This window comes from Variovorax trehalosi, from assembly GCF_051216415.1.
GTDB lineage: Bacteria > Pseudomonadota > Gammaproteobacteria > Burkholderiales > Burkholderiaceae_C > Variovorax.
This window is the reverse complement of sequence record NZ_JBPJZG010000001.1, coordinates 380,831-394,352: the sequence shown is the minus strand read 5'-3', so window position 1 is coordinate 394,352 and position 13,522 is coordinate 380,831. Positions and strand designations below refer to the sequence as shown.

Sequence of the window (13,522 nt, the reverse complement as noted above, 5' to 3'; positions counted from 1 at the left end):
AACAACTGGATACCCATACAGCAGGCGCTTTGATGCCCAGTGCGCATTGAGATGGCCCGGATAAATCATCAATGGCTTTGGCCGCCCGCCCGCCGGCCACACCACGCAGTGGCTACATTCGAAGGCATGCAAGCCCCCACGCCCACTCTCTCGATCAAGCAGGTGCTGTTCTGCGGCGCCATGATCGTCACGCTCTCGATGGGCATCCGCCACGGCTTCGGCCTCTGGCTGCAGCCGATCACGCAGGCGCAGGACTGGAGCCGGCAGACCTTTTCCTTCGCGCTGGCGATCCAGAACCTCTCGTGGGGCATCTTCGGGGTGTTCGCGGGCATGCTGGCCGACCGCTTCGGGGCGTTCCGGGTGCTGATCGGCGGCGCGGTGTTCTACGGGCTGGGGCTGCTGGGCATGGCGCATTCGCCAACGCCGCTGCTGTTCACACTGAGCGCGGGCGTGCTGATCGGCGCGGCGCAGGCGGGCACCACCTACGCGGTGATCTACGGCGTGATCGGGCGGCAGATTCCGGCCGAGCGGCGCTCCTGGGCGATGGGTGTGGCGGCTGCCGCCGGCTCGTTCGGCCAGTTCCTGATGGCGCCGATCGAGGGGCGCCTGATCGGCCACCTGGGCTGGCAGACCGCCTTGGCGGTGCTGGCCGTGCTGGTGCTGGTGATCGTGCCGCTGGCCTTCGGCCTGCGCGAACCGCAGCGCGAGGCACTGGCCGGGCACCGCGACCAATCGGTGCTGCAGGCGGTGGGCGAAGCCTTCCGCTACCCGAGCTTCGGCCTCCTGATGGCGGGCTATTTCGTCTGCGGCTTCCAGTTGGCCTTCATCGGCATCCACATGCCGACCTACCTGCGCGACCGGAGCCTGTCGGCCGACGTGGCCGGCTACGCGCTGGCGCTGATCGGGCTCTTCAATGTGTTCGGCACGTACACCGTCGGCCTGCTGGGGCAGACGCTGGCCAAGCGGAAGATCCTCGCGGCGATCTACTTCGCGCGGGCGATCTCGATCGCCCTCTTCCTGATCGTGCCGATCTCGCCTGTCAGCGTGTACGTCTTCTCGGCGGCGATGGGCTTCCTCTGGCTCTCGACCGTGCCCGCGACCAATGCGATCGTGGCGGGCATCTTCGGCGTCGCGCATCTGTCGATGCTCAGCGGCTTCGTGTTCCTGAGCCACCAAGTCGGCTCGTTCCTGGGCGTGTGGCTGGGCGGCTACCTGTACGACACCACCGGCAGCTACGACATCGTCTGGTACATCGCGATCGCGCTGGGCGTGTTCGCGGCGCTGATCAACCTGCCGGTCAAGGAACACGCGATCCCCCGGGCGGCCCGGCCGGCTGCCGTGCCGGGTTGATTATTGCGAGCAGACAATCGGGTCATGACTCCGCAAATGCGCCACCACCTTGCACACGCCGGCTGGCTCGCGGCCGTGCTGGCGGCGCTGGCGGGCGTGTTCATGCTCTATACCCATCCGGAGTTTCTGGTGACGCTGGTCGATCAGGTGTGGTCGTGTTTCTGAGGCAGTCCGACTTGCTATGAAAGATGTAGCGCCATTGCACGGTGCGGGCGCACCTTCGGAATGGATCGTTCGCTGGTCGCACCTGCTGGCCGCCGAAGCCACCGTGCTCGATGTGGCCTGCGGCGCGGGCCGGCACATGCAGTGGTTTGCCGGGCGTGGGCACGCCGCCACCGGCGTCGACCGGGCGCCGGAAGCGACCGAGGCAGCCGGTGCCTTCGGCCGCACCGTCACCGCCGACATCGAATCCGGCCCCTGGCCTTTCGCCGGCCAGACCTTCGGCGCAGTGGTCGTCACCAACTACCTGTGGCGCGCCCGCATGCCCGACATCGTGGCCGCCGTGGCCCCGGGCGGCGTGCTGCTCTACGAAACCTTCGCCGCCGGCAACGAAACGGTGGGCAAGCCGTCGCGGGCCGACTTCCTGCTGCAGCCCGGCGAATTGCTCGTGGCCTGCCAGGGTCTGCGCGTAGTGGCCTACGAGGACGGGTTCCTCCCTGAACCGGAGCGCTTCGTGCAGCGTATTGCCGCCATCCGTGCGCCCGAGCCCCTTGCGGGACATCCACTGCGCGCCCTCCTCAAGGGAAAATGAGGGGGCCGGGCCCGCTGCCTTGGCTGTGCCCGGAGTAAGTAGAATCGGCGCTTTCGTCCACCGACAAAGAGATTCCCCCTTGGAGCAACTGACAGGCAGCATCGTCGCGCTCGTCACGCCGATGCACGACGACGGCAGTGTCGACTACCCCGCCCTGCGGCGACTCATCGACTGGCACATCGACGAAGGCACCGACTGCCTTGGCGTGGTCGGCACCACCGGCGAATCGCCGACGGTCGATGTGGAAGAGCACTGCGAAATCATCCGCGTCTCGGTCGAGCAGGCCAAGGGCCGCGTGCCCGTGATGGCCGGCTGTGGCGCCAATTCGACCAAGGAAGCCATCGAGCTCGCCAAATTCGCCAAGGGCGTGGGCGCCGATTCGCAACTGCAGGTCGTGCCCTACTACAACAAGCCCACGCAAGAGGGCCAGTACCAGCACTTCAAGGCCATCGCCGAGGCCGTGGGCGACCTGCCCGTCGTTCTGTACAACGTGCCCGGCCGCACCGTTGCCGATATGGCGCACGACACGGTACTTCGGCTCGCGCAGGTGCCCGGCATCATCGGCATCAAGGAAGCCACCGGCAACATCGAACGCGCCCAGTGGCTGATTCGCGATGTGCCCAAGAACTTCGCCGTCTATTCGGGCGACGACCCGACCGCCGTCGCGCTCATGCTCTGCGGCGGCCAAGGCAACATCAGTGTCACGGCCAACATCGCTCCGCGCAAGATGCATGAACTGTGCGTGGCCGCCCTCGCCGGCGACGTGAAGCGCGCGATGCAGATCCAGTTCGAACTCATGCCGCTGCACCGCAACCTGTTCGTCGAGCCCAATCCGATCCCGCTCAAGTGGGCCATGGCCCGGCTCGGCCTGTGCGGCGGCGCCCTGCGGCTGCCGCTCACCGAACTCGGCGAAGCCAGCCGTCCGGCGGTCGAGGGCGCCCTGCGCGCCACCGGCCTGCTCAACCACTGAGCCCCATCCCCAACACACGCCTGCGATCCGCTTTTCCCTGGCCGCAACAAGGTTAAGCAACCTTTTGCCCGATCCGTGCTCAGAGATGGCGGGCACTGCGGCCCATAGATTGACCGAACCATTCCAACAAGGAAGACGACGTTGAAGAACCTTTCGCAACTTTCGCGATATGCACTGCTGGCCACCCTCGTTGCCAGCCTCGCCGCCTGCTCCGTGCTCGAGAGCGACAAGATCGACTACAAGAGCGCCGGCAAGGCCCCGACGCTCGAAGTCCCGCCCGACCTGTCGCAGCTTTCGCGCGACAACCGCTACGCGGTGCCCGGCGGCGCAGTCACCGCCAATTCGTACCAGACCGGCATCGCCAACGCGCCGGGCGTGCCCACCGCCGTCGCCAACATCGGCGATGTGCGCATGGAGCGCGCGGGCACGCAGCGCTGGATCGTCGTCAACCGCACGCCCGACCAGCTCTGGGACCCGGTGAAGGACTTCTGGCAGGAAAGCGGCTTCCTGCTGACCACCGAGCAGCGCAACCTCGGCATCATGGAAACCGACTGGGCCGAAAACCGCGCCAAGCTGCCGCAGGACATCATCCGCGGCACGCTGGGCAAGCTGGTCGACTCGGTCTACTCGACCGGCGAACTCGACCGCTTCCGCACCCGCATCGAGCGCACGACCAACGGCACCGAGATCTTCATCAGCCACCGCGGCATGCAGGAGGTCTACAACAACTTGCGCCAGGACCAGACCGTGTGGCAGCCGCGCCCGAGCGACCCTGAACTCGAGACCGAGTTCCTGCGCCGCCTGATGGTCAAGTTGGGCGTTTCGCAAGAACAGTCGAAGATCCTGGCCGCCACCTCGGCACCGGCGAAGACCGCGACCATCGCGAGCGTGGGCAACCAGCCCGTGGTGCAGATCAGCGAAGGCTTCGAGCGCGCATGGCGCCGCGTCGGCCTCGCGCTCGACCGCACCGGCTTCACCGTGGAAGACCGCGACCGCAGCGCCGGCATCTACTACGTGCGTTACGTGACCCCGAATCCTGACAAGAAGGAAGAAGGCTTCTTCGGCAAGCTCTTCAGCGGCTCGTCCAAGAACGAAACGCCGATCAAGTTCCGCATCCTGGTCAAGAGCCAGGGCGAAGCCACCACGGTCTCGGTGCAGAACGAAGCCGGTGCGCCCGAAACTTCGGCCAACGCGCAGCGCATCGTCAAGGTCATTGCCGACGACCTGAAGTAACCCGCATGCTCCGCTTCCGAAGCCTCGGCAGCGGCAGCACGGGCAATGCCGCGCTGGTCGAAGCGACCAGCGGCGGCCGCACCTCCCGGCTCCTGATCGACTGCGGCTTCGGCATCCGGCAGCTCGATCAGCGGCTGGCCCAGGCGGGCCTCGCCGCCGGCGACATCGACGCCATCTTCATCACCCACGAGCACGGCGACCACATCGGTTGCGCCCACACGCTCTCGCGGCGCAACCGCATTCCCGTCTGGATGAGCGAAGGCACCTGGCTTGCCACGGGCGGCCGCGACTTCGAGGGCCGGCTGAACCTGGCGCGCGACGACGCGGAGTTCGCCGTGGGCGACATCGGCGTGCAGCCCTTCACCGTGCCGCACGATGCGCGCGAGCCGCTGCAGCTGCGCTGCACCGACGGGGCGCGCACGCTCGGCGTGCTGACCGACCTGGGACATGCCACCGCGCACGTCCTGAACCGTCTGAGCGGCGTGCATGCGCTGCTGCTCGAGTTCAACCACGACAGCGACCTCCTGGCCAACTCGGCCTACCCGCCCTTCCTCAAGTTGCGCGTCGGCGGCAACTACGGGCACCTGTCGAACGCGGCGGCAGCGGACATCGCGCGCGCGGTACGCCACGACGGCCTGCGCCATGTGGTCGCGGCACACCTGAGCGAGCAGAACAACCGGCCCGACATCGTGCGGCGCCTGATGGCCGAGGCGCTGGGTGGCCATGAGGCGGAAATGCTTACCGCCACGGCGGCCGAGGGCTCGCCCTGGCTGGATGTCTGACCGCCAGCTGACCTGCTGCCGGCCCCAGTAGAAAAGCCGCCCTGGGGCGGCTTTCTGCTTTGTGAAGAACCCGGCTTATTGCTTGGGTGCTTCGTTCTTCTTTGCGGCCTCTGTGGCGGCATTTGCAGCGTCCAGCGCCGACGAAGCAGCGGGCGAAGGCGCGGTTGCGGCCGGGTCGGCGGAAGGCGCCGGTGCGGCAGCAGGCGGCGCTGCGGGCTCGGTCACGGGCGCAGGTGGAGGCGTCACGACCGCGGGGGCAGCGTCCTCTTTCTTGCCGCAGGCAACGAGTGCGGCAGCGGCGATCAACGAGGCAATGAGGACGGACGACGACTTCTTCATGAGAACTCCTTTGGCAAAGAATGTCTGGAACGAAAAAATTCTAGACCCGCATCTCCGCCTGAATGTGTCTCGCGGCCGCATTCGCGGCATTGGCTTACAAGCCGAGCGTCGATGCCGGAAATGCCGGCCGGCCAAGGCGCCAACTCTCGTCGATGGCTTCGCGCAGTTCGCGGCGGGCGCGCGGATCGGTGCCGCAGACGCCACGACAGCGCTCGGGGTCGATGCGGTGCGCGAACCAGGTGGGCGTCCAGATCGCGCTCGGCACCTCGGCGCCGGCCGCCTTGCCGGCGGCACGGCATTCGATGATGTGGTCCCACATGCGGCGCCACGGCACGAAGCGCGCGTGGCCGCGCTCGATCACATCGAAGCGCTGGGCAAGCAGCACGAAGCGCCGGCCGCTGGCCGACCAGGCCTGCAGCGCTTCGATGCTGGCGCGTTCGCCCAGGGGCCAGTCGGCGAAGTCGGGATCGCTGAACACGATTTCCTTCCAGCCCTCGCGCGCGGCCGTCGACAGTGCATTGCGCACGATCGCGCCGAACGCCTCTCGGCCGTCGAAGCGGCCTTCCGGCAGCAGCGGCGGCGTGTCATCAGTCGGCATGAATCCAGCCCGCCTCGCACCACTCCCCCAGCAGCGTCAAAGCCCCCTCGCTGGCGCGGGCCAGTTCGCGCGGACCGAGCGCGCGCTGGTCGGCCAGCTTTCGCATCAGCGTGGCATCGGCGCCGCCTGCTCGAAAGCTCTCGCCGTTGATGTAGATGTGGCGCGTGTCGTAGAGCATGCGCGTGCGGCGGTCGAGCACCACGTGCTGCATCGCATCGGGCACGTCGCCGCCTTCGTCGAACCAGATGTTGGCCTTGGGCTCGGTCAGCGATTCGCCGAGGGCGCGGTCGATGGCGTCGGGGTCGCGCAGCGCAGCCTCGACGGCCTTGCGTGCGAAGTCCTGCAGCGCGGCCGGCATCGCAGCCGGAGCATCGACGGCGGGCTGCGTCGGATCACGGTAGCGCGCCAGCTCCGCGGGGCCGGCGTCCTCGAGGTCTTCCGAATAGGCCTGTGCCATGCGCGCGAGCAGATCGGCGCCGAGTTCGCCCATGGCGGACGAGCGCAGGCCGATGGAAAAGGTCATGCAGTCGTCGCCGACCGCCACACCCTCGTGGGCGTACTTCGGCGGCAGGTAGAGCATGTCGCCGGGCTCGAGCACGAAGGTCTCTTCCGGCTCGAAGTTCTCGAGGATCTTGAGCGGCACGTCCGGCTGCAGGCGCAGGTCGCCCTGCTTGCCGATGGACCAGCGGCGGCGGCCCTGCGCCTGCAGCAGGAACACGTCATAGCTGTCGAAATGCGCGCCGACGCCGCCGGTGTCGCTCGCGTAGCTGATCATCAAGTCGTCCAGGCGCGCATCGGGCAGGAAGCGGAACTGCCGCAGCAGGTCGTGCACGCCCTCGTGGTGCAGGTCGACGCCCTGCACCAGCAGGGTCCAGGCGGGTTGTTTCAGCGGCGGCAGGGCACGCCGCGAGAGCGGGCCGTGCTTGAGCGACCAACCGGATTTGCCATGACGGATGAGGCGCGATTCCACCTCCTCGTGCTCGGCCAGCGCAAACAATGCGCTGCGATCGATCGGTGGCACCATGGCGGGAATGGCCTGGCGGACCAGCAGCGGCTTTTTCTGCCAGTACCGCCGCATGAACTGCGCGGCGCTCAGGCCGCCGAGCAACGGCAGCGGTTGTGTAGTCTCCATGGGAGAATTCTGCAATGGAAATCTCTGAACAATGCGTGGTCGGTTTGACCTGGACGATGAAAGACACGCTCGGCGACGTGCTGGATGTGCTCGACGAGCCGGTCGAATTCATGGTGGGCGGCGACGATCTCTTCGACGTCATCGAGGCGGCCCTGCAAGGCCATGAGCCCGGCGCCCGTGTGCAACTGCAGGTCGAGCCCGAACAGGGCTTCGGCGACTTCAACGACCAGTTGCTCTTTCTCGAGCCGCGCTCGTTGTTTCCCGAGGGCACGGAAGAAGGCATGACCTTCGACGGCTCCGCCCTGCCCAAGGGCGTGAGCGACGGCATCCCGCGGGACGCGCTCTACACGGTCGCCGAAATCTACCCCGACCACTTGGTGCTCGACGGCAACCATCCGCTGGCCGGCATCGCGATTCGCCTGGACATCACGGTGCGGTCGGTGCGCGAGGCGACGGAAGAAGAAGTCGGCCGCGGCACGGCCGGTACGGCCTTCTTCAAGGTGCCGCCGATGGCACCGGGCAACCAGATGCTGCACTGAGGACTGCAGACGTGAAAAAACCGGGCACTGCCCGGTTTTTTTGTGCCCGCAGGAGCGGCTTACATGCGCGAAATCTGGCCGTTGTCGATGCGCACCCGGTCGCCGATGCGCAGGTCGCCCGGGCTTTGCACGTCGAACGCCCGATAACCGCCGTGGTCGGTCTGCACCGACACGCGGTAGCTTTCATAGGCACGCGGCCCGTTCTGCTGGGCCTCGATGGTGTTGCCCAGCAGGGCACCGCCCACGATGCCCAGCGCGGTGGCGGCCGCACGGCCCTGGCCGCGTCCGAACTGGTTGCCGACCACGCCGCCGATGAGACCACCGGCGACTGCACCGCCGCCGGAGGTGCCGGTGCCGGCGGTTTCACTGCGCAGCACCTCGATGTTGGCCACGTGGCCGTACTCGACGTAGGCCGCCTCGCGGTACTGGATGGCCTGCGGCGGTGCCTGGTATGGGTAGCGCGAGGTCTGGTAAATCGGCGCTGGTGCGACGCAAGCGGTGAGCGTGGCCAGGGCCAGCATGGATGCGGTAACGGATACGAAGCGCATTGAGATCTTCATGTTGAGAGGCTCCTCGGATAGAACAGCGCGTGGAAAGTGCGCCTGCCTGTGACTAACGCCGCAGCTTTTGCCGCGATGACGCAAGACACATGCTGAAACTTTCGAGAGCGGTGCGCTACCCGGGTTCCGTTCTTTACCCCTCGCTTACCTCGCGGTTACTCAGGTTCGCTTCAGCTTTGGTGCTGATTCAGTGCTTGCCCGTGGAGCCGTAGCCGCCCTCGCCGCGCTGCGATGCCTCGAATTCCGTGACCACCCGGAACTGCGCCTGCACCACCGGCACGATCACCAGTTGGGCGAGGCGCTCCATCGGCTGCAGCACGAAGGGCGTGTCGCTGCGGTTCCAGGCGCTGATCTTGAGTTCGCCCTGGTAGTCGCTGTCGATCAGGCCGACGAGGTTGCCCAGCACGATGCCGTGCTTGTGGCCCAGGCCCGAGCGCGGCAGGATCAGCGCCGCGAACGCCGGGTCCGCCAAGTGGATCGCGATGCCGGTGCCCACCAGCTGCCAGCCGTTGGGCTCCAGCGTGATCGGGGCATCGAGGCAGGCCCGCAGGTCGAGGCCGGCGCTTCCGGGGGTGGCATAGGCGGGCAATTGATCCACCATGCGCGGATCGAGGATACGGACGTCGACTTTCACTTATTTGCTGCCTTGCTTGTTTTGCTGTTCTCTTTGCTTGCGGGCGGCCTCTTCGAGCACCTGCTGCCACTTGGCCACGCCAGGCGTCAGCTTCAGACCCTTGAAAAAACTCTTGCCGAACCACGCAGCCGCAGCGAACCCCGCGACCAGCACGAAGAACGGCACGCCGATCGACCACAGCACCAGGAACACCAGCGCTCCCACGACACCCAGCCCCTTGAGCAGCGTCGGGTTGAGCGCGCCCGACTCCCGCTTCGGCACTTCGCCGTTCGAAAGGTCGGTGCGCTGCATCGCGGCCGTGACCGGGCCCTGCTGGCCGGGCGCGGGCGCCATGCCGACGTCGAGCCCCGGTTCGCCCGGCTGTGCCGCGCGCTTGGGCTGCGCGGCCCGTGCCGAAAGCTGCTCGACATATCGGGCGAAGTCGCCATTGGGCGGTGTGTTCGATTCGGTATTCATCAGACCCTCCAATCAGGAAGTCGCGCGGCGATCTCGGTCATCAGTTCACGCGCCAGCGTGAGCTTGGATGCGCGGGGAAGCTCGCGCACGCCCTTGGCGTCCACGAGCAGCAATGCGTTGTCGTCCTGCCCGAAGGTCAGCGGGCCGATGTTGCCCACCAGGAGCGGAATGCCCTTGCGCTCGCGCTTGGCCTTGGCATGTTCGACGAGGTTCTCGCTCTCGGCCGCGAAGCCGACGCAGAACAGTTTCTTGGCCTGCGCCCGATCGCTCTTGGCAACCGTGAGCAGGATGTCGGCGTTCTCGACGAAGTGGAGCACCGGTGTCTTGCCGCTGCCGTCCTTCTTGATCTTCTGGTCGCTGTGCGTGGCCGGGCGCCAGTCGGCGACGGCGGCCGTCGCTACAAAAATGCTAGCACTTTGCGCAGCGCGGGTGGTGGCTTCCAGCATGTCCTGGGCGGAAAGCACGTCGACACGGGTCACGCCGCGCGGCGTCGGCAGGTGCACCGGGCCGGCCACCAGCGTGACCTCGGCGCCCGCCTCGCGGGCGGCCCGTGCGATGGCAAAGCCCATCTTGCCGGACGAGTGGTTGGTGATGCCGCGAATCGGATCGAGCGCCTCGAAGGTCGGGCCCGCAGTGACCAGCACCTTCTGCCCTGCCAGCAGCTTGGGCTGGAAGAAGGCGGTGATGTCCTCGAGCAATTGCGCCGGCTCGAGCATGCGCCCGTCGCCGGTTTCGCCGCAGGCCTGCCAGCCGCTGCCCACGCCCAGCACCGTTGCACCGTCGGCCGACACCTGCATCAGGTTGCGCTGGGTGGCCGGATGCGCCCACATCTCGCGGTTCATGGCCGGGGCGATCAGGAGCGGAATGCGGTCCATCGGCCGGGCCAGGCACATCAGGCTCAGCAGGTCGTCGGATCGGCCCTGCACCAGGCGGGCGATGAAGTCGGCACTGCACGGCGCCAGCACGATCGCATCGGCCTCGCGGCTCAGGTTGATGTGCGGCATGTTGTTGGGCTCGCGGGCATCCCACTGCGAGGTGTAGACGGTGCGCCCCGAGAGCGCCTGCATCGTCACCGGGGTGATGAACTGCTCGGCCGCCTCGGTCATCACCACCTGGACGGTGGCCCCCGCCTTCACGAACAGCCGGCAAAGCTCGGCCGATTTGTAGCAGGCGATGCCGCCCGTGAGGCCCAGGACAATGTGTTTTCCGGCGAGATCTTGCATGGACCGTATTGTTGCTCATAGGTCATCGAACAAATGGCAACAAGCCCTTGGCGGGAGGTGTCGCTAAGGGCACACCTATAATCGCAATTTCCCACTGCCCGGATTCACGCATCCGGAACTGGCATGACCAAATTTGTCTTCGTCACCGGTGGTGTCGTATCTTCCCTTGGCAAGGGAATCGCCTCCGCCTCTCTCGCCGCGATCCTCGAATCGCGCGGCCTCCAAGTCACCCTCATCAAGCTCGATCCGTACATCAATGTCGACCCCGGCACGATGTCGCCCTTCCAGCATGGCGAGGTGTTCGTCACCGATGACGGCGCAGAAACCGACCTCGACCTCGGGCACTACGAGCGCTTCATCAACACGCGGATGCGCAAGGCCAACAACTTCACGACCGGCCAGATCTACAAGACCGTGCTCGAGAAGGAACGCCGCGGCGACTACCTCGGCAAGACGGTGCAGGTCATCCCTCACATCACCAACGAAATCCAGGAATACATCAAGCGCGGCGCCGGCATCGGCACCTCGCACGAAGTGGACGTGGCCATCGTCGAAATCGGCGGCACGGTCGGCGACATCGAATCGCTGCCCTTCCTCGAGGCCGTGCGCCAGATGAGCCTGCGCAACGGCCCGAACAACTCGGCCTTCGTGCATCTGAGCTACGTGCCCTGGATCGCCGCCGCCGGCGAACTCAAGACCAAGCCCACCCAGCACACCGCCAAGGAACTGCGCGCCATCGGCATCCAGGCCGACGTGCTCCTGTGCCGCGCCGACCGCCCGATTCCCGACGACGAGCGCGCCAAGATCTCGCTGTTCTCGAACGTGCCCGAATGGGGCGTCATCTCGATGTGGGACGTGGACACCATCTACAAGGTGCCCCGCATGCTGCACGAGCAGGGCCTCGATGGCCTCATCTGCGACAAGCTGCGCATCAATACCCCGCCCGCCAAGCTGCAGCGCTGGGACGACCTGGTCTACGAGGTCGAACATCCGCAGCAGGAAGTCTCGATCGCCATGGTCGGCAAGTACGTCGACCTGTCGGACAGCTACAAGTCGCTCAACGAGGCGCTGCGCCACGCTGGCATGAAGAACCATGCGCGCGTGAAGATCGACTACATCGACTCGGAAACCATCTCCGCGCAAGACGTCTCGCGCCTCGCGAAGTACGACGCCATCCTCGTGCCGGGCGGCTTCGGCCAGCGCGGCGTGGAAGGCAAGATTTCCGCCGCCCGCTTCGCCCGCGAAGGCAAGGTGCCGTACCTGGGCATCTGCCTGGGCATGCAGGTGGCCACCATCGAATACGCGCGCCACGTGGCGGGCCTGAAGAACGCCAACAGCACCGAGTTCGACCCCGAGACGCCCACCCCCGTGATCGCGCTGATCACCGAGTGGAAAGACGCCGACGGCACCGTGAAGACGCGCGACGCGAAGTCCGACCTGGGCGGCACCATGCGCCTGGGCGCGCAAAGCTCCGACGTCTCGCCGGGCACGCTGGCCCACAGCATCTACGGCGACGTGGTCACCGAGCGCCATCGCCACCGCTACGAAGCCAACGTCAATTACCTGGACGAGCTGCGCGCCGCCGGCCTCGTGATCTCGGCGCTCACGCAGCGCGAGCACCTGACCGAAATCGTCGAATTGCCGCAGGACGTGCACCCCTGGTTCATGGGCGTGCAGTTCCACCCCGAGTTCAAGTCGACGCCGTGGGGCGGCCACCCGCTTTTCAACGCCTTCATCAAGGCGGCGCTCGAACACAAGGACCAGGGTGCCGGAAGCACCAAGGCCCTGAAGGCCGTCGCATGAAACTTTGCGGATTCGACATCGGGCTGGACCAACCGTTCTTCCTGATCGCCGGTCCCTGCGTGATCGAATCCGAGCAATTGCAGATGGACACCGCCGGCACGCTGAAGGAAATCACTTCGGCGCTGGGCATTCCGTTCATCTTCAAGAGCAGCTTCGACAAGGCCAACCGCTCCTCGGGCACCAGCTTTCGCGGCCCGGGCCGCGACAAGGGCCTGGAGATCCTGGCCAAGGTCAAGCGCGAGCTCGGCCTGCCCGTGCTGACCGACGTGCACACCACCGAGGACATCACCGAGGCCGCCAAGGTGGTCGACGTGCTGCAGACGCCAGCGTTCCTGTGCCGCCAGACCGACTTCATTCACGCCGCGGCGCAATCGGGCAAGCCGGTCAACATCAAGAAGGGCCAGTTCCTCGCGCCGCACGACATGAAGAACGTGATCGACAAGGCGCGTGCTGCGGCGAAAGAAGCGGGCCTGGACGAAGACAGCTTCATGGCCTGCGAACGCGGCGCGAGCTTCGGCTACAACAACCTCGTCTCGGACATGCGCTCGCTCGCGATCATGCGCGAGACGAAGGCGCCCGTGGTGTTCGACGCGACCCACTCGGTGCAGCTTCCCGGCGGTCAGGGCACGACCTCGGGCGGCCAGCGCCAGATGGTGCCGGTGCTCTCGCGCGCGGCCGTGGCCGTGGGCGTGTCGGGCCTCTTCATGGAGACGCACCCCGATCCCGCCAAGGCACTGAGCGACGGCCCCAACGCCGTGCCGCTCAAGCACATGAAGGCCCTGCTCGAGACGCTCGTGGCGCTCGACCGGGTCACCAAGAAAAACGCTTTCCTCGAGGACATCTTTCAGCAATGAGCAGCGCCTACATCATCGCCAACGTGGAAGTCACCAACCCGGTGCAGTATGAGGACTACAAGAAGTGGTCCACCGAAGCCATGAAGGCGCATGGCGCCGAGGTGTGCGTGCGCGGCGGCAAGGTTGAAGTGCTCGAGGGCGACTGGGCTCCGCAGCGCATCGTGATCCTCAAGTTCCCGAGCGTCGAAGCCGCGAAGAAATTCAATGAATCGCCCGAATACGGCAAGGCGCGCGAATCGCGCCAGGGCGCCGCGATCATGCGCATGATCGTTGTCGAAGGTCTGTGATCCGTTTTATT

At 66.4% G+C, this 13,522-nt stretch carries 17 protein-coding genes; 10 read left to right on the top strand and 7 right to left on the bottom strand.

Annotated features, from left to right (window positions below; translation table 11 throughout):
• Window positions 1–126: 126 nt before the first annotated feature.
• From ACSFA7_RS01915 to ACSFA7_RS01890, 6 genes are all read left to right on the top strand, one after another.
• Window positions 127–1,350: an MFS transporter gene (locus tag ACSFA7_RS01915; RefSeq protein WP_435497813.1), complete on the top strand. Its 1,224-nt coding sequence runs from the start codon at window positions 127–129 to the stop codon at window positions 1,348–1,350.
• Window positions 1,351–1,374: 24 nt separating this feature from the next.
• Entirely contained in the window at window positions 1,375–1,515 is a 141-nt protein-coding gene (locus ACSFA7_RS01910; protein ID WP_176658383.1) for a hypothetical protein, read from the top strand.
• A 16-nt stretch (window positions 1,516–1,531) separates the two neighbouring features.
• Window positions 1,532–2,101 carry a class I SAM-dependent methyltransferase gene (locus ACSFA7_RS01905; protein ID WP_435497812.1) on the top strand — a complete coding sequence of 190 codons (570 nt, stop codon included), beginning with the start codon at window positions 1,532–1,534 and terminating at the stop codon, window positions 2,099–2,101.
• Between the two features lie 43 nt (window positions 2,102–2,144).
• On the top strand, window positions 2,145–3,071 hold the full coding sequence (gene dapA / locus ACSFA7_RS01900; protein WP_435498874.1) for a 4-hydroxy-tetrahydrodipicolinate synthase: 927 nt from the start codon (window positions 2,145–2,147) through the stop codon (window positions 3,069–3,071).
• 141 nt (window positions 3,072–3,212) lie between these two features.
• Window positions 3,213–4,304: an outer membrane protein assembly factor BamC gene (gene bamC / locus ACSFA7_RS01895; protein WP_435497811.1), complete on the top strand. Its 1,092-nt coding sequence runs from the start codon at window positions 3,213–3,215 to the stop codon at window positions 4,302–4,304.
• Between the two features lie 5 nt (window positions 4,305–4,309).
• Window positions 4,310–5,086: an MBL fold metallo-hydrolase gene (locus tag ACSFA7_RS01890; protein ID WP_435497810.1), complete on the top strand. Its 777-nt coding sequence runs from the start codon at window positions 4,310–4,312 to the stop codon at window positions 5,084–5,086.
• Window positions 5,087–5,161: 75 nt separating this feature from the next.
• On the opposite strand, the gene ACSFA7_RS01885 is transcribed toward ACSFA7_RS01890, so the two are convergent.
• From ACSFA7_RS01885 to ACSFA7_RS01875, 3 genes are all read right to left on the bottom strand, one after another.
• A complete protein-coding gene (locus ACSFA7_RS01885; RefSeq protein WP_176658387.1) occupies window positions 5,162–5,425 on the bottom strand; it encodes a hypothetical protein in 264 nt (87 codons plus the stop codon).
• A 94-nt stretch (window positions 5,426–5,519) separates the two neighbouring features.
• Window positions 5,520–6,023: a hypothetical protein gene (locus ACSFA7_RS01880; RefSeq protein ID WP_435497809.1), complete on the bottom strand. Its 504-nt coding sequence runs from the start codon at window positions 6,021–6,023 to the stop codon at window positions 5,520–5,522.
• Window positions 6,013–7,155, bottom strand: coding sequence for a JmjC domain-containing protein (locus ACSFA7_RS01875; protein WP_435497808.1), 1,143 nt, complete (start codon window positions 7,153–7,155; stop codon window positions 6,013–6,015). The genes ACSFA7_RS01880 and ACSFA7_RS01875 overlap by 11 nt, the downstream gene beginning before the upstream one ends.
• A gap of 14 nt (window positions 7,156–7,169) precedes the next feature.
• Between ACSFA7_RS01875 and ACSFA7_RS01870 the strand changes: the two genes are divergently transcribed.
• Complete coding sequence (locus ACSFA7_RS01870) at window positions 7,170–7,694, top strand: FKBP-type peptidyl-prolyl cis-trans isomerase (protein ID WP_176658390.1); 525 nt, start codon at window positions 7,170–7,172, stop codon at window positions 7,692–7,694.
• Window positions 7,695–7,753: 59 nt separating this feature from the next.
• On the opposite strand, the gene ACSFA7_RS01865 is transcribed toward ACSFA7_RS01870, so the two are convergent.
• From ACSFA7_RS01865 to coaBC, 4 genes are all read right to left on the bottom strand, one after another.
• Complete coding sequence (locus tag ACSFA7_RS01865) at window positions 7,754–8,254, bottom strand: outer membrane lipoprotein (protein WP_435497807.1); 501 nt, start codon at window positions 8,252–8,254, stop codon at window positions 7,754–7,756.
• 187 nt (window positions 8,255–8,441) lie between these two features.
• Entirely contained in the window at window positions 8,442–8,888 is a 447-nt protein-coding gene (gene dut / locus ACSFA7_RS01860; RefSeq protein ID WP_306877456.1) for a dUTP diphosphatase, read from the bottom strand.
• Window positions 8,889–9,344, bottom strand: a complete 456-nt coding sequence (locus tag ACSFA7_RS01855; protein WP_435497806.1) for a hypothetical protein — start codon at window positions 9,342–9,344, stop codon at window positions 8,889–8,891.
• Window positions 9,344–10,567: a bifunctional phosphopantothenoylcysteine decarboxylase/phosphopantothenate--cysteine ligase CoaBC gene (gene coaBC, locus ACSFA7_RS01850; protein WP_435497805.1), complete on the bottom strand. Its 1,224-nt coding sequence runs from the start codon at window positions 10,565–10,567 to the stop codon at window positions 9,344–9,346. The genes ACSFA7_RS01855 and coaBC overlap by 1 nt, the downstream gene beginning before the upstream one ends.
• A gap of 123 nt (window positions 10,568–10,690) precedes the next feature.
• Here coaBC and ACSFA7_RS01845 point away from each other — a divergent pair, with 123 nt between their 5' ends.
• The 3 genes from ACSFA7_RS01845 to ACSFA7_RS01835 are packed head-to-tail and all read left to right on the top strand — an operon-like array spanning window position 10,691 to window position 13,511.
• Window positions 10,691–12,370 carry a CTP synthase gene (locus ACSFA7_RS01845; protein WP_435497804.1) on the top strand — a complete coding sequence of 560 codons (1,680 nt, stop codon included), beginning with the start codon at window positions 10,691–10,693 and terminating at the stop codon, window positions 12,368–12,370.
• Entirely contained in the window at window positions 12,367–13,224 is an 858-nt protein-coding gene (kdsA, locus tag ACSFA7_RS01840) for a 3-deoxy-8-phosphooctulonate synthase (RefSeq protein ID WP_435497803.1), read from the top strand. The genes ACSFA7_RS01845 and kdsA overlap by 4 nt, the downstream gene beginning before the upstream one ends.
• On the top strand, window positions 13,221–13,511 hold the full coding sequence (locus ACSFA7_RS01835) for a DUF1330 domain-containing protein (protein ID WP_280809918.1): 291 nt from the start codon (window positions 13,221–13,223) through the stop codon (window positions 13,509–13,511). Before kdsA ends, ACSFA7_RS01835 begins: the two co-directional genes overlap by 4 nt.
• The last annotated feature ends 11 nt before the right edge of the window (window positions 13,512–13,522 follow it).